The sequence below is a fragment of the Saccharothrix lopnurensis genome (assembly GCF_042658445.1).
In the GTDB taxonomy this organism is placed as follows: Bacteria; Actinomycetota; Actinomycetes; order Mycobacteriales; family Pseudonocardiaceae; genus Actinosynnema; species Actinosynnema lopnurensis.
In genome coordinates this window covers 1-22,822 of record NZ_JBHSQO010000062.1, presented here as the reverse complement: position 1 = coordinate 22,822, position 22,822 = coordinate 1, and the positions used below count along the sequence as shown (strand labels likewise).

Sequence of the window (22,822 nt, the reverse complement as noted above, 5' to 3'; positions counted from 1 at the left end):
GTGCTCCCCGCGCGAGCGGGGGTGGTCCCACGATCAGCGTCAGGGGGTGTCGGACGGCGTCGTACTCCCCGCGCGAGCGGGGATGGTCTAGGACCTCCCAACCACCAGGACATGGTGTGCGAACGACGCTCCAGCCGGCCCGGCCCGCTGGCATCGAGCACGCCCAGACCCACCGCGCGAGCACCACCTCGTCGATCACCAGGACGCCGAGCCGGAACCGCCGAGGAGCGCCCGTTGACCGACTCGGCCCTTGACCCTGTCACCGGCTGCCTGTCCGGCCGCCCCGGACCGCGTCACCGGTGGCTCTATGTCTTCGACGGACAGGCGCTACGCGTCTTGCGCAACCAGGACGACCGCCGGTGGGTGCCGATGTAGGACTTCACCACCACTGACCTCGCCGCTCTCGCCGGGGCGGGTCTTCCGGACGTCGGCTTCGATCAACCCCTTACCGATCCCTCGACCGTACCGGTGCTGGGACGTGCCCGTCGCGGCGCGGCCGAGACCACCTGCCCGTCTCATGTGAGCCCGGTGTGCGCGCCGGCCTGGTCCGGTGTGCGTCGCCCAGCGTGCTCTGCCGGGGGTGGGGTGTCCAGCAGAAAGCGCTGGACACCCCACCCCCGGCAGAGCCTCGCGGCAGGCGCACCACCGGACCGGGCCGGCGCGCCACAATCCCGGTTACAACCTTTTTCTTTTCCACATCAACACCTTTCGCATTCATACCAGGGCACCGCCATGCCCCTGACACCTGGAACGAGGCCACCACGATGACCACGATCCCCGACTCCACCGACGTCGACACCGTTGCCCGCGATACAGTGTCCGACCAGGCCGCCACCGACAGCCGGACCGTCTACCCCTACGTCCTGCACAACATCGACCCCAGCACGCTGCGCGCGGTGGACAACAGCCGCGAGGTCGGCGACATCCGCCAGACCCGGCCCACGTTGGTGGCCTCCGTCGCCGAGCACGGCGTGGACCCGAAGGTCTCGATCATCAACGTGGCGCCGGACCCCGACGGTGGCCTGCGGGTGCTCGTGGGACATCACCGTCACGCCGCCGCGGTCGCGGTCAAGGAGCTGGAGAACCCCGGCCTCACCGTCGACGTCCTGGTGCACGCGCCCGGGACCAGAAGGGAGGTGCTGGTGGCCCAGGGCTTGGAGAACATCCACCGCGAGGGCTACACCGCGGTCGAGGAAGCCGAGCTCTACGGCCAGCTCGCCCTCGAAGGGCTGGACGCGGAGACGATCGCCCGGAAGTTGAGCCTGCCCGACGAGCAGATCAACGCCGGTCTCGTCGTCGCCGCCAGCACCCGCACCCGCGCCGCCAGCAGGTCCCTGCCCACCGCCGACATGTTCCTGCTCTCCCAGCTGGCCGAGTTCGGTGACGACGAGGAAGCCCACCAGAGGCTGGTCGACGTCCTGACCACCAGTCCCCGCCAGTTCCCGTGGACGCTGGAGAAGCTGCGCGACGAGCGGGAGCAGCGGGCGGTGTTGGCCCGGGAGATCCGGTGGTTCACCGATCTGGGCTACGCCCTCGTCGACGCCGCGGGTGACCTGCCCGACGGGGTCGAGCGTCTCGAGGAGCTGTGCGCCGGCGACGGCGTCGAGCCGCTCGACCCGGCCGGGCACGCCGACTGTCCGGGACGCGCGGTCTCGGTCTGGGTGGACCGCGGCCAGGAGGCCGAGGTCCACCACTTCTGCGTCGACCACACCGGCCACCGCCACCGCACCCTCGCCTCGGTGCGGATCGCCCAGGCCCACGACCGGCTCCACGCCGACGGTGTGCCGATCGTCGATCCCACCGCCGACGGCGTGACCCACCTGTCCCGGCTGCTGGCCGACGACCGGGCCCGGCACGCCCTCACCGCCGAGGACCACGCCGGCTGCCCCGGGCACGCCGCCTACGTCATCGACATCCCCTTCCGGTCGACCGCGGACGTCGGATACGTCTGCACCGACTACGCCACGCACGGCCACGTCCTGCGCTTCGCGTCGACAGCGCAGCAGCCCCAGCGCGACGCCGCCTACCAGGCCGGCGAACGCAAGCGCGCGACCACGAACAACCGGCTGTGGCGCGACGCCAAGATCGACCGCCGCAAGTGGCTGACCCGCTACTTCGCCGACTGGCGTAAGCGCAAGGCCGCCGCGCTGCCGGCGCGCCTGCACCACTGGCTCGCGCTCGCCCCGATCCTGGCCGGCGACTACCTCGCCGAGGCCGCGCCCGCGCACGCCTACGCCTGCACCCTGCTCAAGCTCGCCGAGCCCAAGGACCCCCGCCGCGACCACAACCCGATCACGGTGCTCCTGCGGCGCAAGTCCACCACCGAGACCCAGGCCGTCCTGATCCGCCTGGCCCAGGTCGTCGGCGCCTGCGAGGCGCACTGGAACGCCAAGTACACCGAGCAGGCCGACGGCAGTTGGCGCTCCCCCTGTGACGACACCCGCTTCTACGTCGAGCTGCTGGCAGCCCTGGGCTACCCCCTCTCCCACATCGAGAAGCTGGTCACCAACCCCGCTCTCGACCACGAGACGTGGCCCCATCTCGCCCCCGCCACCACGGCCGGCGAGCAGACGCCCGACGAGCAGGCTGCGTAGTCACCACGGCCTGGGCCGTGCCGGCTCCCCCGGCCCGGCCCAGGCCCTGCTCGTCCCACACTCCCACCCGGCAGTCGCGACCGCGGCGGATGACGGCGGAGAAGGAAGTCGACCGCCCCGGCTGGAGGGCGAATCGACCGCCGCGGCTGTGGGCCACAGTCTCGCGCCAATCCCGAAACGCCTCTCGGAGACCAGCGCGGAGGCAACACGGCGTGTCCCGACGGGCCCGAGTGCCCGTGAACCACCCACCAGGACCTCACGGCGTCACCACCGGCACTCGGCGTCCACGGTGGCGCAACCACCGTGTCCACTGCCGAGCGGGCCCCGACCGGGGTCACCGGTGAGGGCGGTGGATTGCCCGGCACCGGGAAGAGCCGGGGAACGCACCGGTGCGTCGAGGACCGGAGGTACACCGACCGACGTCCCCCTCGAGTCCTGCACCGGGCCCGGCGGTCCGCCTCCGCGCCACGTGGACCGGCGCCAGGTCGGCACACCGGAGACGGGGTCCGCGGCGATGAACCCGGCCTGAAAAGCACAGGCCGGAACCCCCGTCGCCCCTACGGGCCCCGCCTCCGGCGCGCTGCGCACCACCCGTCCACGCACCACGCCGGCTGAAGGGTCACATCATGAACACCCCGTCCCGCGACATCACACCCACCACCGCCTCGGCCGGGCATCCGCACGAGATCAGGTCCCGGCCCACCGCCGAACTCGACCACTACGAGCGGCAGCGCCTGTTCGGCATCACGACGCCCACGACAACCCTCACCCGGCGCCGCTGCGGCTGCGGCTGCGGCTGGAGCACCGCACCCGACAACGTCCTGCCCCGCCCGACCGCGGTGGCCCACCTCGACCGCGACCCCGCGCTGCCGGTCCACCACGTCGGCGGGCACACCCGCGTCGGCTCGCGCCCGCTCAACGCCGACAGCTACGGCAGCACGGTCGACGACACCACCGGCCTCGCCGCGATCGCCGTGGCCGACGGCATCGGCAGCCACCCCGGCTCCGCGACCGCCGCCGCGACCACGACCACGGCGCCGGGCGCCGCGCTCACCGCCTCCACGTCGAACGCGGCGTCCAACGCGGCGGTCAGCGGTCTGCTCGCGGCCCGGGACGCCCTGACCGCGCACGAGGACCTGACCGGCGGCCGGGACACCGTGACGGTCGTGGCCGTATCCCGGCCGCCTGCCCCGCACGACAGCCTCATCCGGGACATCGCCTGGGTGGGTGACTGCCGCGCCTACCTGCTGGAGGACACCCTGCTCACCCGGCTGACCACGGATCACACCGTCGGCGAACGCATACGACAGGCGGACCGCCCCGAGCCGCCGGCCGCGTGCAACGACAACGTCGTGGTCACCAGCGTGGGCACCGCCGACCCCCTCACCCTCGGTACGGCCGTGGCGCGTACCGAAGGCGGACGACTCGCGCCGGTCGGCGACGGGGGCGGCAAGGGCGTGGAGCCGGCCGTCCTGCACGAGGTGCTGCGCGAGGTCGGCGACCTGGGCGAAGCCGCGGAATTTCTCGTCGGGTTCGGCGTGGACCGGCCGCGAGCGGACAACGCCACCGCCCTGGTGATCGACACCCACCCCCTCCGACCCCGCATCCACCCCGCCGCGAGGCCGGCCGTGCCCGTCCTCGCGGCACTCACCGTGCCCGTCAACCGGCGCTGCGCCGACACCCGGGCCTGGAGGTTGCCGTGACAGCCACGACCGGTTCCGACCAACCCCCGTCCCCTTGCGACATCCAGGCCCGCCCGTGGAGCCCGCACAGCCGGTGGAGCATCGGCTGCCGCGTCCACCACTGCGAGGCGTGGGCCGACTACCCCGACGAGGCATCCGCCCGCGCCGCGTTCTGCTGCGACCACGGCGCCCGCTGGTGGTTCCTCGTCCACCACCTCGACGACGACCCTCCGCCGGCACTGGTGGACCTCACCGGCCTGGTCGACCACGTGCGCACCTACATCCAGAACGACGCCCTGGGCCAACCCTGTCTGCTGGTCGTGTGGCGCTACCTCGGCGGCGAGTGCCGTGCCGTCGACGTCGAGATCACCACCACCGGCAAGGACGAATGGCTGGTGCACGTCACCGACGCACCCGACGACGTCCGACGCGCAGGCCGATCCCCCCGGATCTACCTGACCTTCCACCACATCCTGGAATAGCCAGGCGGCCACCGTCGCACGGTGGCCAGTCCGTCCGGCCACCACCGGCAGCCTTCCAGCGCCCTGTCCCCGCCGCCGGCATCCGGCCCTCGGCGCGCCGGCCATGCTTCGCACGCCCCGCTCTCCGGCGGCGCGTGCTCGTGAACGCGGTCGGCGACGCGCGGGCGAGTTCGTCCACCACGGGATCCTCCAGCACGGGCTCGTCCTGCGGTACCGGCCCGGCGGCACGGACGCAGCTCTCCTGTCCGGTACTGCGTCGCCGGGGCCATACCGGCGCAGGTGCCACCCCGCTCCACGGGCGCTTGGGGGAAGGCTGCGCGAACACGCCTCGCGGTTGCGGGGCGAGCAGGACCGGTGCGGCCTTACCGACCGGGAGCAGCAGCCTCGGCACGCCGCCCCGCTGATGGGCGAGTTGCACCCGCCCGCGTCCACCGAGCGTCAACCGCACGGTAGAGCGTCGAGCGCTGGCCGCACGACATGTGTGGCCCAGCGCCCGCCGGGAGCCCGGTGCCCCACCCACATCGGCTCACCGGTCGATCAGCATCCGCCCCGGGGTCTTGCGGCCCGGCGCACCGACGTGCCCGGCCCGGCACACCGGTCCCGATCGGCACAGCACGAACTCGCGGACCTACCGGTCGAGGGCAGCGTGCCCTTCACCCGCGCGTCCCCGCACACCCGACCGATCCGAACCCTGGAGTAACACGATGTCCACCACCCGACCCGGCACCCCGCTGTCCACCACGGACCCGGTGCGCTCCGCCGTCGAAGCCGTCGACAACCCCGTCGTCTTCCCCCGGCGTCACGTCATCTTCAGCGAAGGCGAACCGGGTGACCGGCTCTACCTCATCCAGACCGGCAAGGTGAAAATCAGCCGCAGGTCACCCACCGGCCGCGAGCACCTGCTCGCCCTCTACGGCCCGTCCGACCTGTTCGGCGAGCTGTCGGTCTTCGACCCCGGCCCACGCGCCTGCACTGCCACCACGGTCACCGAGGTCCACGCGCTGGGCATCGACCGCCCCGCCCTGCACGAGTGGATCACCCAACGGCCCGAACTCGCCGAGCACCTGCTGCGGACCCTGGCGCGCAGGCTGCGCCGGACCAACTCGATGCTCACCGACGTGATCGCCAACGACGCACCCGGCCGGGTGGCCAAGGCCCTGCTCCAGCTCGCCCAGCGCTTCGGCAGCCACGACGGCGGCCTGCTCCAGGTCACCCACGACCTGCGGCAGGAGGAACTCGCACAACTGGTCGGCGCGACACGCGAGACGGTGAACAAGACCCTGGCCGACTTCGCCCACCGCGGCTGGCTGCGGCTGGAGGGCAGGACCGTGCTCATCCTCGACCCGCAACGCCTCGCGCGCCGGACGCGCTGACCGCACTCGGCACCGCACAATGCCGCGGGTTTCGCTCCATTCACCACGCAATCTCCGCGCGAGCGTCCACCACCCGGCTGCCCTACCGGGGAGTTCGTCATGACCGACGTCCACACCGGTCGCGACGACGCGGAGCTGCCCGCGCACCACCACGTCGAGCAGGCACCGGTCCAGCACCAGGGTTCCGCCGCGTCGGCATGGAAGCCGTGCGCCCGAACGACAGGGCGCCGCGACCACACGGTCGCCACCCCCTGGGCGGTGAGGCGAGCGCACTCTGCCCCGGCCGCGGGGAGGGTGCAAGCCCCAACAGCAGGGCTTGCGCCCTTTCCCCGCCGTCGGGGACCGGCGAGCGCGCCCCACCGCCCCTGACGGGTGGCGCCACCCGGTAACCGGGCGGAGCGATCCGAAGAAAACACCCACAACATCGGTTGCGGATCACGTTCGGCCCACTTTCGCCATACCGGGTGAAATCACTTTTTCGGAAAGGTAACGCCATGTCCGCATGGACCGTCGAGAACGGCCACATCGACGTTCTCGTAAACGCTATGGTTCAACTCGGCATTGTTCCGAAAGACCTCGGAGTCGACGGATTCCGGACGCTCGGCCAGAAACTCTGGGACGAGAACCACGCGTCGGTGAACCACCTGTACGACGAGGACACTTCCACACCCCGGTACCGACTGCACACCACCGAGGCCGATCTCGACCCGATCCTGACCCTCCGGGCCGCCGACTGCTACACCTACCAAAGCTGCGAGCACCCGGGCTGGAAGAACAGCGAGGCCCACGCCCTCACCCGCCGCCTCCGCGAGGCCATCCTGGACAGTCGACCGGAGTTCGCGGAAGTCGTGCGCACCTCGATCGGCCCCCTCCACAGGTACACCACCCTGTCCGCCTACCAGCGGGCGCCGTGGGGATTCGACTCGCTCGACCAAGCCGTGCCGACCAAATCCCGATAATCCACGACATGCCCGTACGCGAGTAACGACACCCATATTCGTCCTCGACACGGGCGTCGTCGCGGCTGCGAAGTGCCCTTATCGACCCATCGCCCCGAAAGGTCCGGTTCTCCTGTCTGCGCAGACAGGAGAACCGGACCTTCCCTTTCCCACCCGACGAGCACCCCTGCGCTGTGCTCCGGCGCCGCATGCACCACCCGTGCCGTTCGAACCCGGCAAAGGCCCACACCATGTCCGATCCCGCATCACCCGACGCCACCGCGGCGAGCACCGCCTGGGGCGCACCGACCGTCCACCACGATCACCATTGCGGCACGACCGTGCAGGGCGGCGGACCGGTGACGCCGTCATCCGGCACCGCACCGGCCGACGGGACGCGGCAACTGTTCGTCGTGCCGTGCAGTCGCACCACACTCGGCAGCCCGGCACCGGCCCGGTCGCTCTACACCGGGTCGATGTTCCGGTTCCGCCTCTCCGTCATCGCGAGGGAGACAACCCTCGCCGCAGCGGTAGGCGTTCCCGCACGAGTGATGATCCTGTCCGCCCGGCACGGCCTGCTCGAGCCGAGACCGGGATCGCGCCGTACGAACAGTCGATGACCACGCCGGGCGCGGTGGCCGCCTGGCGGCCGGCCGACCAGCTCGCGGCCCTCACCGCCGGCCACGACACCGAGACCGTCGCCTTCATGCCCAGGGCGTACCTGACCCGGCTGCGTGACGCCTGCGACCTGCTCCGGCCGGAGCACCCGCACACGGTGCTGCTGTGCGACGCCTACGAGACCGCACCGGGCATCGGCCACCAGCGCCGGCTCCTCGCCGAGCTCCGACGGTCACAGGACGTCCGTCACCCCGACGTCCGGGCGCAGTAGCCCCATCCATCACCCACAGCGCCGGAGCGTCGGCGCGCACCGGACACCGCCTTCCCCCGGCGCGAGGGATCACATCGCCTGCGTCGCAACCAAACCGAGTGGAAGAAGCAACCATGCCACCCCGATCCCTGGTCGGTGAACTCGCCCCCGACGGCACCACCTACACGGCCCGCCCGTGCGCGCGGGCGGGTTTTCCCGCGCTCCAGGTGGCCGAGTTGAGCAAGGCCCTGCACCGTCACCACGACGGCGACGTCGACCGCCTCGTGCGCGCACTCCTGAACCACGACTGGGAGTCGATCAACCCTTGGGCGGCGGGCTACGAACTCGACACCGGCCGGCGCACGCCCTTCACGCCGAAACACATCACGCCACACCGGGGCATCGGCTACCACCTCGCCGAGTCGGCTCGACAGCCGATCACCGGCCGCCTGACCGAGAAGCCCGACCCGGCCTACCGGTGGCTCTACTTGTTCGACACGACCGGACTGCACGTGTTGTGCAACCGGCACGACCGCCGGTGGATGCGGCTGTACGACTTCACCACCGCCGGCCTCGACCCGGGGCAACTCACGGCCCTGGAAACCTGTTTTGACTGAGCCATTGTCATCGTGACGCCGCAGGTCACGGCGCAGGCTGAGCGTCGGGGAGCGTGGTGGGCGAGGCTTCCGGCAAGACAGCAGTCGACCAAGATCCGATGCCCCAACCGGAAGCCTCGTCCAGGTCCTCGCCGACCTGGCCGGTGGGTTGGTGTGGGCCTCTCCGGCACTGCGGTCAGGTCACGCACCGCGCAGTGCGGTGCCGCCTCGGGCGTCGCGATCCACTGTGACGCTGCGGCCTGGCGCGGCAGGCCGACGGACCACTGGCGATGCCGATCGACCACCGGGGCACGCCGGAGCCGGCCGCGCTCGCCGAGCACGAGGCCGCCGAGCGCCTCGCCGAGACCGTCGTGTCGGGCGGCACGCACGCCGCCCGCGAACGCGCCGGGGTGCACCTCGGCCACGTGGCAGACCGGTGCGCGCAGTACGGCGACCTCGACGGCGATGCCGCCGTGGGCGTCGTGCCGGCCTCGACGCGCAACCGTTGCCCGGCCTGCCGTGGTGTCGTCACCGATACACCGCCACCGCCGGCGCGCATGACCGTGCAGAGGCCCCCACAGGCGCGCAGCCCAAGCTTTCCGACGAGAGCGTCTTCCCGAGCACACCGCAGACGGCCCGCGTGAGGTCGTGCGCATCACGTCCAACCGCGACGGCCGGCGGCTGCACGAACGCCGGTCACGCCGCAGCTGGCCCGGTCGCAGCCGCCCACCGTCGGGACTGTGCGGCACCACGGGCCTGCCCGGAGTCAACGGAACGCTCCACTGCCGCACCCAGGGGTGGGAAGGGTGCCAGGCCAGGCGTCGGGCTCCCGGTGCGGTGGGGCTTGCGCACTCTGCGCCCGCGTCGGGCCGGGAGCAAGCCGCGGAAAAGCTGCGGCTTGCCCCCTTACCCCGCCACGGACGCCCTCCGAGTGCGCCCCACCGCACCGGGGCCCGGCGCCGACAACGCTGCGACAGAGTGAGCGAGCGACGCCGAGCGATAGTCACGACGCAAATTTCCAAGTCGATGAATGGTGCGCCATCGATTGACGTGATCCGTCATGCCGCACCCGATGAATCAAAAGTCCGGGGACGGCACGCGAGTGAGGAAAAGTCGTATGCGCCTCAGGAATTCGGCCGGTCTGTTCGTGGACACCATCCGCTGCCCGGGTAGTCGCACGGCCGCGATCGACCGCAGCATCGGCCCGCGGGCCAACGGCCACCCGTCCTCGATCTACGGGCGATGCCGGGTGTGCCGGCAGGTCCGCCCGGTCAGCCCGAAAGGCACCATGGTCGGGCACGACGAGCCGTTGCGGCTGGTGGTGCAGCCGCACGTGGCCGGCGGCGAGAGCTGGACCGCGTACGGCCCGCTGTGGCACCCCGCCGAGCTGGCCTCGATCCCGACCAGGATCGGCGCCGAACTGGCGTGGCGGCACGAGGACGAGATCCTCATGACCTTCTACGGCGGCACCGGACACCGGCCGGCCACCGGCACCCTGCCCCGCTCCGTCCGCACCTGGCTGGACGTGCACGTGCGGTTCGTCGAACAGTGGACCGGGGACCGCGACATCATCGACTTGATCCCGGCGTCACAGGCATACCGATTGCCGATGTTCTCGTCCTTGGTCGCGTAACTCTTTTCTGTTAGCCGGCCACCATATCCGGTCGCATTTCACCCGATACCCCTGTTCGTTCCTTGTCGGTGGGGCGGACACCACGATCGCCAACGCCCGGCGGTGGCGATCGAACACGCCGACGCCACCAGACCACCCGAGTGCGAGGGCCACACACGCCATGTCGTGCGCGGCCCTCGCGGAATGGAGTTTCCCGTGTCCACGACCACCTCTGTGCGCAACGCCGGCTTCGAGCACATGCTGCACATGCTGCGCACCCAGAACGCCGCGAAGATCGACGTGGTGGCCCCGGCCACCGCCCTGCGGGCCCGGGGCGGGGCGATCGAGCTGTCCGGGATCGAGCCGGTCGTCGACGGCCACGGCGTGACCCTGGTCGACGGCCTGTACGTGCCCACCGCCTCGGCGGACACCACGATCGCGGCGAAGCTGGGCATCGGCTCGAAGTACCTGCGCTTCCTGCGCACCGAGCGGCCCGACCTGTTCGACGCCAACGTCAACGGGCTGCTGCACGGCAAGTCCAAGCGCACCGCCACCGGCGCGACCAGCGTGATCTACCCGGCCGACGAGCGCTCGTTCCTGCTGCGGCTGTTCCGCGGCCAGGACGGCGAGCCGGGGGTGCTGCGCGCGCTGTTGTCGGACCGGTTCGGCATGGTCGACAACCTCGACCTGCTCACCGCCGTGCTCGACGGCATCCGCCAGGCCGACGTGGAGGTCGAGATCCGCTCCTGCGACCTGACCGACTCCTCCATGCACTGCAAGGTCTACTCCCCCGCAGTGGAGCAGCTGGCCCCGACCCTGTTGGCCGGTTACCGCAATCCGTTCGCCGACCCGACCCTGGAGGCCGACCGGCAGCGCGTCACCACCGACCTCGACGCGGGGCGCCGCCTGGCCGCCGCCGAGGGCCAGGGCTACGAGCCGGGCAGCGAGCCGGTGGTGTTCGCCGGGTTCCGGTTCTCCAACTCCGAGGTCGGTTCCGGGTCGGTGACGCTCAAGCCGGAGCTGTTCGTGCGGATCTGCCGCAACGGCCTCACGCTGCCCGCCTTGGCGTTCCGCAAGGTCCACCTGGGGCAGCGGATGGAGGGCGGCACGATCAGCTGGTCGCAGGACACCGTCAAGAAGCAGCTCGACGTCATCTCCGCGCAGGCCCGCGACCACGTCCGCGAGTGGCTCTCGCCGGCCTTCCTGGCTCGGCAGGTGGCGACGCTGGAGGAGCGGGCCGGGGCGCCGGTCACCGAGCCGCAGTCGGCCGTGCGGGTACTGGGCCGGGAGCTGGGGTTCACCGAGGCCGAGCGCGAGGGCGTGCTGCGGCACTTCATCGCCGGGGCCCAGCCCACCGCGGCGGGCATCGCCCACGCCATCACCAGCTACAGCCAGACCGTGGCCGACCCCGCCCGCGCCGACACGCTCGACGACCTGGCCCTGCGCGCCATGGCCCTGGCCGGGTAACCGACGGGCCGCACCCAGGCGTCCTCGGACACACCACGGGCCCACCCGGTCCCAGACCGGGTGGGCCCGTGGTGCCGTGGCAGGGCCTGTCACCGACTTCCACCGTCAGCGGGTGCGGCCGACCGTGGTGATCAGGCGCACACCGCGACCGCGGCCGCACCATCACCGCCTGCTCCACAGGCTCTCCCCCGCCTGTCTCTGCGCGGCCCCGTTCCGCCCAGCCCCTTGCACATCACCCCCTTCGGGTTCATCCACAGGGAAGACCATGACCACAGCTCGTATCCGCTCCCTCGTCCCGGCCGCCGGCGGCGCCCAGGACCTGGTGATCACCGCCGTTCTCGAAGTCGACCACCACGCCCACACCACTCCGCCGGGCCGTCGTCGGATCACGCCGGAGCGCCACGACCGGGTCAAGGCCGCGATCCGCAACTCCGACCGCCCGTACCCGACCACGCCGGTGAGCATCGACAGCAACGGGTTCACCGGCCGGGAGCACCCGCTGCACGACCTCGCCGTCGCCGTCGCGGTGCTGACCGCCTCCGGCGAGATGCCGCAGCTTCAGGACACCGTCTTCCTGGGCGGTCTGGGCCTCGACGGCAGCGTGCGCCCGACACCGGAGGTCCAGGCGTGTCTGCGATACCTCCGGGGCCGCACCGACCTGCGCCGGGTCATCGTCCCCGCCGCGGAGTTGGACGGCGCGCCCACGCTCGACGGGATCCGGGTGCTCGGCGCGACCACGCTGGCCCAGGTCGTGGCCTACGCCCACGGCCGCCGCGACGCGCTCACCCCGGCCCCTTCCGGTAGGCAGCCGCCCGAGCGCCCGATCCCGTCGTTCCTCGACGGCGTGGTGCTCCCGCCGTGGGTGGCACGGGGGTCGGCGACGGCAGCCGCCGGTCGACACCACGTGCTGCTCACCGGACCGGAGCCCACCGACCGCAGCCTGCTCGCCCATACCCTGGCCGCCCTGCTGCCCACGCTGACCGACCAGCAGGCCCTCGTCCTGGCCCGCAACCGACGCCACGGCGATCCCGTCGCCGAGGTCCCACTCGATCACACCCCGCCCTACCGGGCTCCCCACCGCGCCGCGTCAGTGTCGGCGCTGATCGGCGGCGCGCACGGGCCCGGAGAGGCGCTGCTGGCCACCCACGGCGTGCTGCACCTGACCGCCGCCGGGCATCGCTCGCGGGAGCAGTGGGAGGCACTGCTGCGGATCGTCGACAACCGGAGCGTGGTCCTGCCCGTCGACGGCACGCCCACCGGGTTCACCGCGGACCCGCTGATCGTCGTGTCCTGCCCGGACCTGGCCTCCGAGATGCGGCAGGTGCCGCCGTCCGTCTACGACCGCGTCTCCGTCCGGCTGCACGTCCCCCACTGCGACCGCGACCACCGAACCGGGCAGGAGCAGACCGAGCAGGAGCAGACCGGGCAGGAGCAGACCGGGCAGGACCCGGTGACGTTGCCGGTGCTGGCCGACGCGGTCGCCGCCGCACGCCTGCGCGCCGCCCGCCGATGGCGCGACACCGGGGTGTCCACCAACACCGAGGTCCCCGCCGACGTCCTGACCCTGAGCAGCGTCTTCCCCCGCACCTCCTGGCAGTTGCTCGACCGCCACCACCGTGCCGGGGTGCTCAGCGAGCACGGCGTCGACGAGGTCCGTCGCGTCGCCTGGTCGCCGGCCGACCTCGACGCCTGCGAGCACCCCGAACCACGCCACGTCGAGCAGGCCCTCGCCCTGCGCCTGCAAAGCCGCCCCACCCCGCCCTGAACAAGCCCGCAGCCCACCACACCACTCGTCCCCCTACCGACTCCGACACCACCGACCAGCAAGGACACCGCATGAACACCGCACCCGACGCTCCGCTGCCGCTGCTGCGCCGCCGCACCCTGCTCCCCGAGGTCTCCGCGGAAGCGCCGTGGACGGGCATCGACGAAGTGCTGCGTGTGCTGCGCGACGCCACCCCACCGGTCCCCACCCGCGACACCGGGTCCTGGGAGACCGGTCGGGCACGCACCATCGGCATGATCGAATCCGCCACCGACCTGCGCCTGTCGCCCACCCGACGCCTGCTGTCGTTCACCGCGCGCTCCACCCCCGCCACGCGCCACGGCCGCCGCCACGTCGTCCACATCGCCACGGCCACCCACGTGCCCACGCTCGCCGACCTCGCCCACGGCCGCGCCGACGCGACACAGGCCGGGCTGGACCTGTCGGACGAGGCGTTCAGCGACTACGTCGACGCACTGGAGCGGCTGCCCGGCGCCACCGGAACCCCGATCGACTGGGGACGCCGCCCGCAGGAGGTCCTGGAGCAGGTCGCGTCCTGGCGCGACCCCCTGCGCGGCGGGCCCGACCGCGCCGAACCGGACCCGGTCGCCGGAGCGGACCTGGCCGCCGGAGCGCGGGCACTGCACACCGCGGCGATGCTGCACGCGCTGGCCGCCGCTCCGGCCCGCGACGCCGCCGCCCACAGCGTCGTCAGCCTCCTGCGCGAGATCCTGGACGGGCCGCTGCCCTGGGTGCACGGCCGCAAACCCGAACCGTTCCTGCGCCCGATCGGCACCGTGCTCGGCGACCTCAACGGCGGACGCAAAACCGGCCGCGCCGACCAACGCCCCACCCAGACCCGCGTCGAGGACGGCGTGTCCACCACGGTCGTCGTCGACGCGACACTGACCGCCCTGGGCGGAGAGCCCCACCAGGCCGTCGACGCGCTGCGGCACCGCGCCGGGCAGCTCGACGCCATCGACGACTGGTACATCCCCGCCGACCGCGCCGCAACGCTGCGAGACCTGGCGTTGCTGCTGGCCGAGCTGTTCTCGCCCGCACCGACCGAACTGCAACTGCTGCGCCGGGTCCAGCCCGGCGACGTCATCGCCTTCCTGACCCAACCCGCCTGGGGGCCGGAACTGCGGGTCGTGCATGTGACCGGACCGGTGCAGTACCTGGCGCTGGGCACGATCGGCGGAACCGAACGCGTGGCCATCCCGGTCAACGACATCACCACCCCGCCCGTACGCGCCGGCGGACTGCTGGTGGTCAATCCCGCCTCCGACCACGCCTCGCCGATCGACCTCACAATCGTCGACGGCCGGTACTTCCCGCCTCTGACGGCAGGACACGTCGCCACCGACCGGTGGGCGATCCTGCCCTCCACCTTCGCCGGCGCCGACCACGACGTCGTCACCGCCGAACTGCGCACGCAGTCACACCGCGCCGCCCGCGAGTTCGACACCACCGCCCACCCCTGACCACACCGGCCACGGTCCTCATCGCACCGCACACGAATCCCCGGCCACGAGAGCCTTTCCCGCTCGTCGCGACAGCCTCCCGCGGCCCGTTCGTCACCTCCCCGCCGCCTGTGTGCCGGCAGGCCCGCGCCCGCCGGCACACAGGCGACATCCGCATACGCAATCCAGAGGAGAGACATCCCGATGCAGACAACGCACGACACCCGGGAAAGCCCGTCGGACCAGGCCGAGGCAGGCCGCTGGGTGAACTACCGCGGATCGCTCGACGACCACTGGGGGCGCTACCGGATCATCTCCGTCGACGACACCCTCCACGGCCCGCGATACACGCTCGTCGACAACCACGACCACATCACCCTGACCAACGTCAGCCGCACGTCCTTCACCCTCGTCCCCGACGGCCCGCCGCACCACGTGCACGACCTGCACGAGCGGCTCGCGGCGGTCCGGCAGGCCGCGCACCTCATCCACGGCGCCACCCTGCCCGACCTGCTGGAGAACTCCCTGCGCAGGCTGCCCGAGGTGGTCGCCGCCAACCGACACGCCGAGGCCGAGCACTACCTGTTGTCGCTGGAGGCCACCGTCGGCTGCATCGACGACGAGCAGTTCCAGCGACACGCCTCGGCGGTCGTCGTCACGACCGGCGACGACTCGTGGTCGTAGCGGCCTCAAGAGCCGACAACGCCCACTGCCGCGGCCCCCGGGGCCGCGACAGGTCCCCGCATCGAGTCGCGGCCTCCGGCCACCGAAGCGGAAGACCATCGTCCGCTCCGCCCGAACCCGGCGGCCAGAACCTCCGGCAGTTCGAGCGGCGCCGGGACGGGCATGCCCGGTGCCCGCCCCGGCACCGTTCAGCAGCCCTGCCCCGAAGGCATCGAGCCGGCGGAGCGTACCGGCTGCATGTGAAACCCCGTGGATACCATAGTGCACATTTGTTGATCTCGTTTCGTCCTGTTCGCAATCGACGGCACGGTACCGACTTTTCGTTGAACGAAAAATGCCCGCCGGACAGACGACACCAAGTACGGCGCGGCGCTCCACTGTGACCAGTGCGCTTCTCGTGGAACGTCAACGCGCGTGAACAACCACGGCCTCAGGGGAAATCGCGCGTGCCGAGAAGGACCGCGCCGGCGCCTTCCACATCGCTGCACGGCCGGCGGGGATCGGAACCCTGTCCCTCGCCGAGCAACTGTGCCCCATGCCGGTTTCACCATGCCGTCGGCCGACGGTTCCGGACCGCGGCAGCCAACCGGCCATGGGGTGGCCGACGCCGGGCACCGGTTCCCGTCATGCCGGTTCCCGCCGAGTCCACGGTGGCCGTCGCGATGGCGGGGCGTGCCCACGCTGCGCCGGCACCGGACCGGGGTCAAGCCCCCGGGACACCACACCCGCGGGCTTGACCCCGCCCGTCCGGCACCGACGCGGACGCGAGTGCGCCCCGCCACCACGACGACGCCCACCAGCAACCCGCCGACGCCGGACTCACCAGGTTCGGCAACAGCCACCACACCCGTGAAGGAGCACCAGCCCATGCCCTCTCACCGCCACCGAATCAGCCTGATCGTGGTCGCCGCCACCGGAGACGAGGTCACCGGCACCGTCCACGACACCGAAGCCGCGGACCGCCACCACAACGTCGGCAGCATGCGCCCGAACACCACGCTCACCGAATTCCTGTGCCGCCACGACGAGTCCACCATCCCCGACGGGATACCGATCGTGCGCTTCGACACCACCGACGAGGCGGTCTCCTCCACGTTCCGCACCCGAGGCCCGTCGCACCTGGAGTACCCGACCCCTGGCGTCATGCAGCACCCGGACGGCATTCCGGTGCCCTACGACCGCCGGGCGTGGCACCAGCTGACCGGCTTCCCCATCGCCGACGACGTCTACGCCCTGCTCGCCGACCAGGCCGGCATGCGCGTCGCACGCACCACCCGACACGCCTGACCCACAGGCCAGGCAACCTGCCGCGCTCCGTGCCCCCCAGGAGGCACCCGAGTGCGGCACCTCGTGGCGTCCGCGCCGCGCGACCACGTCCACCACATCCCCGAAGGAGCACGTCCGTGATGTCCGACCCGACGCCCGAGCCGACTTCGTCCACATCCCGCCTGGGTCGAATCGCACCGGTCGCACTGAACCAGCCCGGCGACCTGATCGCCGCCGTACCGCACCTGCTGCACTACTACCCGGCGGATGCCGTGGTGGCCAACGTGTTCGTCGGTGACACGATCGAGGTGGTGCTGTGCAGCACACTGCCCCCCGACGCGCTGTCCCGGAGGCTCGTGGAGCAGACCGTCGCGTCCGCCGCGCGCCACCCCGGTGCCGCCGTCGTCGGGGTCCTCGTGGGCGGGGTCGTCGGCGGCGGGCCCGTCGATGGCCTTCTGCCGCATGCCGCCCTGGCCGCGCGGATGCGAGACACGCTCGCCGAGCACGACGTACCGCTGCGCATGTTCTGGACCGAGGCGATCACCGCCGGAGCGCGCTGGTACGACTACCACGACCCGTCCCACACCGGTACCGTGCCGGACCCGAAGACCTCCGTGCTCGCCGCGATCTCCGCGGTGCGGGGCCGGCGGACGTTCGACAACCGCGAGGACCTCGCCGCCACACTGCGCCCCGACCCCCACGACGCCCTGGCCCGCCGGGCGCGTCTGATCGACAACCCGGCCGGCCGCAGTGGTCGGCCGCAGTCGACGGGTGAGTCCTACCGCCTGGTGATGGAGCACGTGAAGCGCACCGAGGACCGGTCCGAGGCGCTCTCCGACCAGGACGTCGCCGACCTGGCGGTGGCCCTGTCGGACAAGGCGGCGCGCGACGCGTGCCTCGCCACCGCCGCCGGTGACCACGCCCAGGCCGCAGAACGGTTGTGGAGCGAACTCACCCGGCAGTGCCCCGCCCCCGAATGCGCGGAGCCCGCCACACTGCTGGCCGTAGCCGCCTACGTGCGTGGAGACGGCGTGCTGGCCTCCCTGGCTCTCGACCGTGCCGAGGCGGCCTTTCCCGGCCACCGCTTCGCCGAGCTGCTGCGCGCCGCCCTGGACAGCCAGATGCACCCGGACACGCTCCGCCTGCTCGTGGACCACGCGGTCGAGCGCGTCGAGCGGATGGACCCGGCCGAGCCCGCGTAACCCCGGCCGGTCCCCGTCCACACCGCCGACGGCGTGCCTGCACAGCGCACACGACACCAGGCCCGACGCCTGACGCTGTGCAGGCGCGCCGCGTCACGAACTCCGCACGCACACGGGCGGCAGCCCCGCCGGAACGCACCGGAAGCAGACCACCGCGATCACCGTCCGCTCTGCGCGACACCGTGTGCGCCTCGGCGGGCACGGGACCGGCGACCCACCTCACCGGGACGCGAACGCCCCACCGCCGGTCGACCCGCCGGCCCGACCGGACAGCTCACCCACCCTGAGCCCGCCCATCACCGGCACCGGCAGAAAGGACAGGACTTCCTTGCGCATCGCGACTACCGCTCGATCGACCGGCACCCACACACCCGCCCTGCCGCGCCTGATGCGCGTCGCACTCAACGCCGCCCGCGACGGCCACTACGTCCTCCCGCTGTGGCCACGCAGCAAAATCGCCAAGGACAAGGACTGGCAGATCATCGCCACCCGCGACCCCGAACGGATACGCGACACCTGGAGCGCGCGGCCGTTCAACATCGGTATCGCCTGCCAACCCAGCGGGCTGTACGTGCTCGACCTCGACGACGCCCACGGCCACGAACCGCCACCGCGGTGGGCAGGAGCCAGGCACGGCCGCGACGTCCTGGCACGCCTCGCCGACGCAGCCGGGCAGCCCTACCCGAACCGGACCTACACCGTCCGGACCCCCTCCGGCGGGCTGCACCTGTACTTCCGGGCCCCCGCCGAACCGGAGTTGCGCAACACCATCGGCCGCCTCGGCTGGCGGATCGACTCCCGCGGCGCGGGCGGCTACATCGTCGCCGCCGGATCAGTGGGCACCCGTGGCGTCTACCGGCCGATGAACCGCGCGCCGATCGCCGCACTGCCGCAGTGGCTGATCCCGCTGCTCCTGCCGCCCGAGCCTGCGAGAGCGTTGCGGTCGGCGAGCACGGCGCCACGCCACCCGGACGCCTACCTCGACGCCGTCGTCACCGGCGAAGCCGACAAGGTGCGCAGAGCCGCTCCCGGGCAGCGGCACGACATCCTGCTGCGCGCCGCGAACAAGCTCGGCCGGTGGGTGGGCGGCGGCGAACTCGACGAGCACGAAGCCCGCGCCGTCCTACACGCTGCCGCAACCCGGCACAACGGGGTCGAAGGCTGGAGCGCCCGCGAAGCCGAAACCACCATCAACGACGGCCTCGCCTGGGGCATGGCCCGACCACGCACCCTGGCCGACCTGCGCTGACCAACCAGCCCAGCACAGAGGGCCGCTTCCGCCCCCTCCGGCCCGACCGCGTGGTGAGGGTGCGCGCCTGCGGCCGGATGTGCCCGTGGTTGCGGGGCGCCGCACCGTACAGGGGCAGTGGGCGGGGGGCGGCACACAACGCCACCCCCCGCCCACTGCCCCTGCTTCGGCGGACGCACCCCGCAACCGCGGGCCATCCCCGACCCGCAAGAGGGTGCGACACGATGACCATCCGACCGACCCGACACCACCTCGCCGAAGCATTCGACCGGTGCAGGCACACGCTGCTGCGCTGGGCACGCCGCCCCGTCGACATCCGGGTCTTCCACAACCTGCACGACCGCGCACTGCTGGTGGGCTACCAGGGACAGCCGGTCGCCGAAGTCCTCACCTACCGCGAGCCGCCCAGCGCCCGCAGCCGCGACCTGGACCTGGTCGAGTCGGCCTTCCAGTTGTGCAACGTCGGCGACGACCCCGCGTTCGGCAAGCCCGACCCGCGCGCCGTCCGCTACCGCCACCGGGGCAACCGGTCGCTGTCCATCGGCGACGTCGTCGCGGTCGACGGCCGCTTCCACGCCTGCCAGCGCATCGGCTGGCGCCGCATCCCGGAACCGCGGCAGCTCAACGAGCGGCGGCACGGCACCACGCCCCTGCACCGCGACCAGCGCCCGGTACCGGGAACCGATCCGCGATCGACCGACACACGGCACTGACCCCGGCACTCCAGCGCACCCCACCGGGCACAGCCTGCTCGCCAAGGCCATCGATGACGCACACCGCAACACCAGGCCCCATCAGGCGACCTGCCTCCCGCGCCGAAGCATGCGCCTCGACGGCATGAGCACGGGGCACCGACAAGGAAGCAGTAGCCGACCCCGAACACCACGGGCCGCAACCGCGACCCTGCCCCACAGGCCACCCCCAGCCCGCACCGCGGGCCCCGGCTTCAACCGGGGCCCGCGGTGCCTGCGCACGCTCCCACCCTGCCGCAGCACCACGTCAGCCACTCCTTCGCCCTTCGGGAGCCACACCACCGTGCCCTTCAACCCCGACACCGGCATCTGGGACAGCACCTACACCCCACCCACACCCCGAGACCTGCCCGCTGTGCGGCTCTACCTGCGCGAGGTCTTCGCCCAGCCCGAAACGCTCGCCTTCCATACCACGATGGTCATGGAAGGCCGCTTCTCCCGCGACCTGATCCGCTCACCGCACCCCCAGCGGGCCGCGCGGCTCATCCTCGACGGCGAACGCGAACGCCTCACCCAAGCCGCCCTGTACTGGGTCTCCCCGGAGATGACCCAGGTCGCCACCGCCGCCGCCGACACACTGCCCGACGACCTGCGCATCGACGAGACCCACCAACCGGCCGAGCACGGGTTCATCGTCTTCGCCGAACCCATCGGCTCCTACCTCGGCGACGCGCTGGGCGACCGGCGCGTCGACATCGCCGCCGCCTCCTGGGGACCACTACCGGGCGTGCCCGACGCCACCGGGGTCACGTTCTACAGCGTCCGCGACCTCGACTACGCCCGCCACTGCCTGACCAGGATCCTCGGCCGACCGCCCAAGCGCACCGAACTCGACGCCGCGCTGAGGGCCTCGCCCGAGTGGATGTGGGACAACGAGATCACCCTGCACCACGGCAACACCATCGCCGACCTCGACCTCATCGGCCGGTTGACCACGCTGGTGGTCGGCCAAGCCGTCGTGCCGTGGACGAAGGTGCTCTACGCCGCCTGGCTGCTGATGACCCAACCGGGCATCAGCCAGACCGAGCAGATCACCCCCAACCGGCGCCTCCAGCGCCGCGAGGCCCGCGAGGGCGTGCGCGGCTCCGAGGTCCGCATCGTGCATGTGCACCGTCGCCACCGCGACAAGCCCACCGGCAACCGGCCCACCGGCAGCGGTGAGCGCCAGTACACCGTGCGGTGGCTGGTCCGCGGCCACTGGCGCAACCAAGCCCACGGACCCGGTCGGTCCCTGCGCCGCCTCGTCTGGATCAACCCCCAGATCCGAGGCCCTCAGGACAAGCCCCTCAAGACCGGCCACACCGTCCACGTCTGGGACCGACCCACGAACCGGTGACACCCGCAGCCCGCAGCACACCCCGGAAGGCACAACAGCATGACCGATTCCCTCACGCCGGCGCACAACACCGCGGTCCTCGTACCGAGCGACCGGCCCGTGGACTTCCACGGCCTCTCCCGAGAGTACGTCCACCCGGACAGGCGGTTCGTGCACGTGCCCGACCGCACCTGGCCCGCCGAACAGCCCGAGGTCTGCACCTGGGAATCACCCCCCGGCACGTGGTTCGACCACCACGGCCACCCGGTCGACTCCGACAGGTCGGACACCGACGCGGGCGTCTTCCTGCTCTGCCCCGGCTGCGGCCTGGACGCCACGTAGACGCCACCCGCCCGATCCCGAACGCACCCAACCCTGGTCGACGGCGACAGCGGCCCGGCTCCTGCGACCACGAGGGCTGTACCGGGCCGACCGCACCCAACCTCCACAGGCACCCGGCACCCGGCACCGAAGGGACACCACGTCATGGACAACTCCATCGCGAAGCCCACAGCCCTGATCCAGCAGCTGCCCACCATCGCCCCCCTGCACGACCCAACCGTCGCGCGACCCGACACCGACGCGGCTACCTTCACCTCGACGTCTCGGCCGCACTACCGGCTCGGCATGTTCTGCCACGACGAGCAGGTCTACTTCCTCACCCTGCCCGACGACCCGAACGAACTCGCCCTGCTGCCGATCCGCCTGGTCGGTGACCCCTTCGCCGACCGCGTCCACGTCGTGCGCGGCCTCGACTTCTGGATCGGGGACCGCAGCCTGGAGAACCACCCGCCCAACCCGACCATCAACGTCGTGCTCGACGACCTGCTCGACGACATCGCCTCCGGCAACTACCCCGCCACCGACAACGACCGGGCCTTCGCCCGACGACTGCTCGCCGCGGACAGGCCGCGCATCTCCGGGCCCTGTCTGCTCCTGGGACGCGACGAGGTCACGGGCACCAGCACCGGCCTGCCGGAGACGTTCCTCAACTGGTTGCACCGCACGACAGTCCAGGCCGTGACCGACCTGGTCCAGACGACCAGCACAGCCGACGGAGACGATGCCAGCAAGTAGACACCCTGGCGCCTGCGCACCGCGCCTGAGGACGCATCGGCGAGCACGGAACCCGGTGCTGCACCTGCTGCCATCGACATGCTCACCGCTCACCGGGGAGCTGCGGCGGGCAGGTGCCGAGCCGGAGGAACTCAGGAAAGATGCTGAGGGCGTGCCTGGCCGAAGCCAGGCACGCCCGTGTCCCCCCGCAGAAGCCCGAAGGCTTACCACCGCCAGGCAGTGGCTCGACCAAGACCGCAGGGACACAACGCACCAGGACCGTACAGGCTCCGAAGTGCCCTATCCCGATACGCTGCACCAGTGTAGCGACCCGATGGATCATCACCGCAGCCCTGGTCGCGTAGGGCACCTGCACGTGTTAGTGCCCGTTTCCGAGCTTGCGCAGGTGAAGGGGCCTTTGGTGCACAGACGGGGAACTCCTGGTAGATCGGACGTTG

Annotated in this window: 21 protein-coding genes and 1 CRISPR repeat array (1 of these 22 cut by a window edge); all 21 genes read left to right on the top strand. The window is 71.9% G+C overall.

The window, feature by feature from the left end; genetic code table 11:
- A CRISPR array of direct repeats spans nt 1–89; the repeat unit is 28 nt; unit sequence GTGCTCCCCGCGCGAGCGGGGGTGGTCC (it extends 1,647 nt beyond the left edge of the window).
- Nucleotides 90–764: 675 nt separating this feature from the next.
- On the top strand, nt 765–2,594 hold the full coding sequence (locus ACFP3R_RS34360) for a ParB/RepB/Spo0J family partition protein (RefSeq protein ID WP_380642577.1): 1,830 nt from the start codon (nt 765–767) through the stop codon (nt 2,592–2,594).
- 626 nt (nt 2,595–3,220) lie between these two features.
- Nucleotides 3,221–4,297, top strand: coding sequence for a PP2C family protein-serine/threonine phosphatase (locus ACFP3R_RS34355; protein ID WP_380642575.1), 1,077 nt, complete (start codon nt 3,221–3,223; stop codon nt 4,295–4,297).
- The gene (locus ACFP3R_RS34350; RefSeq protein ID WP_380642573.1) at nt 4,294–4,758 is read left to right on the top strand and encodes a hypothetical protein; all 465 of its coding nucleotides are present in this window, start codon (nt 4,294–4,296) and stop codon (nt 4,756–4,758) included. The genes ACFP3R_RS34355 and ACFP3R_RS34350 overlap by 4 nt, the downstream gene beginning before the upstream one ends.
- Before the next feature lie 704 nt (nt 4,759–5,462).
- On the top strand, nt 5,463–6,131 hold the full coding sequence (locus tag ACFP3R_RS34345; protein ID WP_380642571.1) for a Crp/Fnr family transcriptional regulator: 669 nt from the start codon (nt 5,463–5,465) through the stop codon (nt 6,129–6,131).
- 494 nt (nt 6,132–6,625) lie between these two features.
- Nucleotides 6,626–7,090 carry a hypothetical protein gene (locus ACFP3R_RS34340; protein ID WP_380642569.1) on the top strand — a complete coding sequence of 155 codons (465 nt, stop codon included), beginning with the start codon at nt 6,626–6,628 and terminating at the stop codon, nt 7,088–7,090.
- 230 nt (nt 7,091–7,320) lie between these two features.
- The gene (locus ACFP3R_RS34335; RefSeq protein WP_380642567.1) at nt 7,321–7,689 is read left to right on the top strand and encodes a DUF6884 domain-containing protein; all 369 of its coding nucleotides are present in this window, start codon (nt 7,321–7,323) and stop codon (nt 7,687–7,689) included.
- On the top strand, nt 7,686–7,958 hold the full coding sequence (locus tag ACFP3R_RS34330; RefSeq protein WP_380642565.1) for a hypothetical protein: 273 nt from the start codon (nt 7,686–7,688) through the stop codon (nt 7,956–7,958). The genes ACFP3R_RS34335 and ACFP3R_RS34330 overlap by 4 nt, the downstream gene beginning before the upstream one ends.
- Before the next feature lie 113 nt (nt 7,959–8,071).
- Entirely contained in the window at nt 8,072–8,554 is a 483-nt protein-coding gene (locus ACFP3R_RS34325) for a hypothetical protein (protein WP_380642563.1), read from the top strand.
- Nucleotides 8,555–8,823: 269 nt separating this feature from the next.
- Nucleotides 8,824–9,177, top strand: coding sequence for a hypothetical protein (locus ACFP3R_RS34320; protein WP_380642561.1), 354 nt, complete (start codon nt 8,824–8,826; stop codon nt 9,175–9,177).
- A gap of 473 nt (nt 9,178–9,650) precedes the next feature.
- Entirely contained in the window at nt 9,651–10,166 is a 516-nt protein-coding gene (locus ACFP3R_RS34315) for a hypothetical protein (RefSeq protein ID WP_380642559.1), read from the top strand.
- 195 nt (nt 10,167–10,361) lie between these two features.
- On the top strand, nt 10,362–11,612 hold the full coding sequence (locus ACFP3R_RS34310) for a hypothetical protein (protein WP_380642557.1): 1,251 nt from the start codon (nt 10,362–10,364) through the stop codon (nt 11,610–11,612).
- Between the two features lie 265 nt (nt 11,613–11,877).
- Nucleotides 11,878–13,377: an ATP-binding protein gene (locus ACFP3R_RS34305; RefSeq protein ID WP_380642555.1), complete on the top strand. Its 1,500-nt coding sequence runs from the start codon at nt 11,878–11,880 to the stop codon at nt 13,375–13,377.
- A gap of 71 nt (nt 13,378–13,448) precedes the next feature.
- Entirely contained in the window at nt 13,449–14,861 is a 1,413-nt protein-coding gene (locus ACFP3R_RS34300) for a hypothetical protein (RefSeq protein ID WP_380642553.1), read from the top strand.
- Between the two features lie 183 nt (nt 14,862–15,044).
- Nucleotides 15,045–15,524 carry a hypothetical protein gene (locus tag ACFP3R_RS34295; protein WP_380642551.1) on the top strand — a complete coding sequence of 160 codons (480 nt, stop codon included), beginning with the start codon at nt 15,045–15,047 and terminating at the stop codon, nt 15,522–15,524.
- Between the two features lie 867 nt (nt 15,525–16,391).
- Entirely contained in the window at nt 16,392–16,811 is a 420-nt protein-coding gene (locus ACFP3R_RS34290) for a hypothetical protein (protein WP_380642549.1), read from the top strand.
- 119 nt (nt 16,812–16,930) lie between these two features.
- Nucleotides 16,931–17,992, top strand: a complete 1,062-nt coding sequence (locus ACFP3R_RS34285; protein WP_380642547.1) for a DUF4192 domain-containing protein — start codon at nt 16,931–16,933, stop codon at nt 17,990–17,992.
- 328 nt (nt 17,993–18,320) lie between these two features.
- Nucleotides 18,321–19,241 carry a bifunctional DNA primase/polymerase gene (locus tag ACFP3R_RS34280; RefSeq protein ID WP_380642545.1) on the top strand — a complete coding sequence of 307 codons (921 nt, stop codon included), beginning with the start codon at nt 18,321–18,323 and terminating at the stop codon, nt 19,239–19,241.
- Nucleotides 19,242–19,465: 224 nt separating this feature from the next.
- Nucleotides 19,466–19,954, top strand: coding sequence for a hypothetical protein (locus tag ACFP3R_RS34275; RefSeq protein ID WP_380642543.1), 489 nt, complete (start codon nt 19,466–19,468; stop codon nt 19,952–19,954).
- Between the two features lie 322 nt (nt 19,955–20,276).
- A complete protein-coding gene (locus ACFP3R_RS34270) occupies nt 20,277–21,329 on the top strand; it encodes a hypothetical protein (protein ID WP_380642541.1) in 1,053 nt (350 codons plus the stop codon).
- Between the two features lie 39 nt (nt 21,330–21,368).
- Complete coding sequence (locus ACFP3R_RS34265; RefSeq protein WP_380642539.1) at nt 21,369–21,650, top strand: hypothetical protein; 282 nt, start codon at nt 21,369–21,371, stop codon at nt 21,648–21,650.
- A gap of 144 nt (nt 21,651–21,794) precedes the next feature.
- Nucleotides 21,795–22,385, top strand: a complete 591-nt coding sequence (locus tag ACFP3R_RS34260) for a hypothetical protein (RefSeq protein ID WP_380642537.1) — start codon at nt 21,795–21,797, stop codon at nt 22,383–22,385.
- The last annotated feature ends 437 nt before the right edge of the window (nt 22,386–22,822 follow it).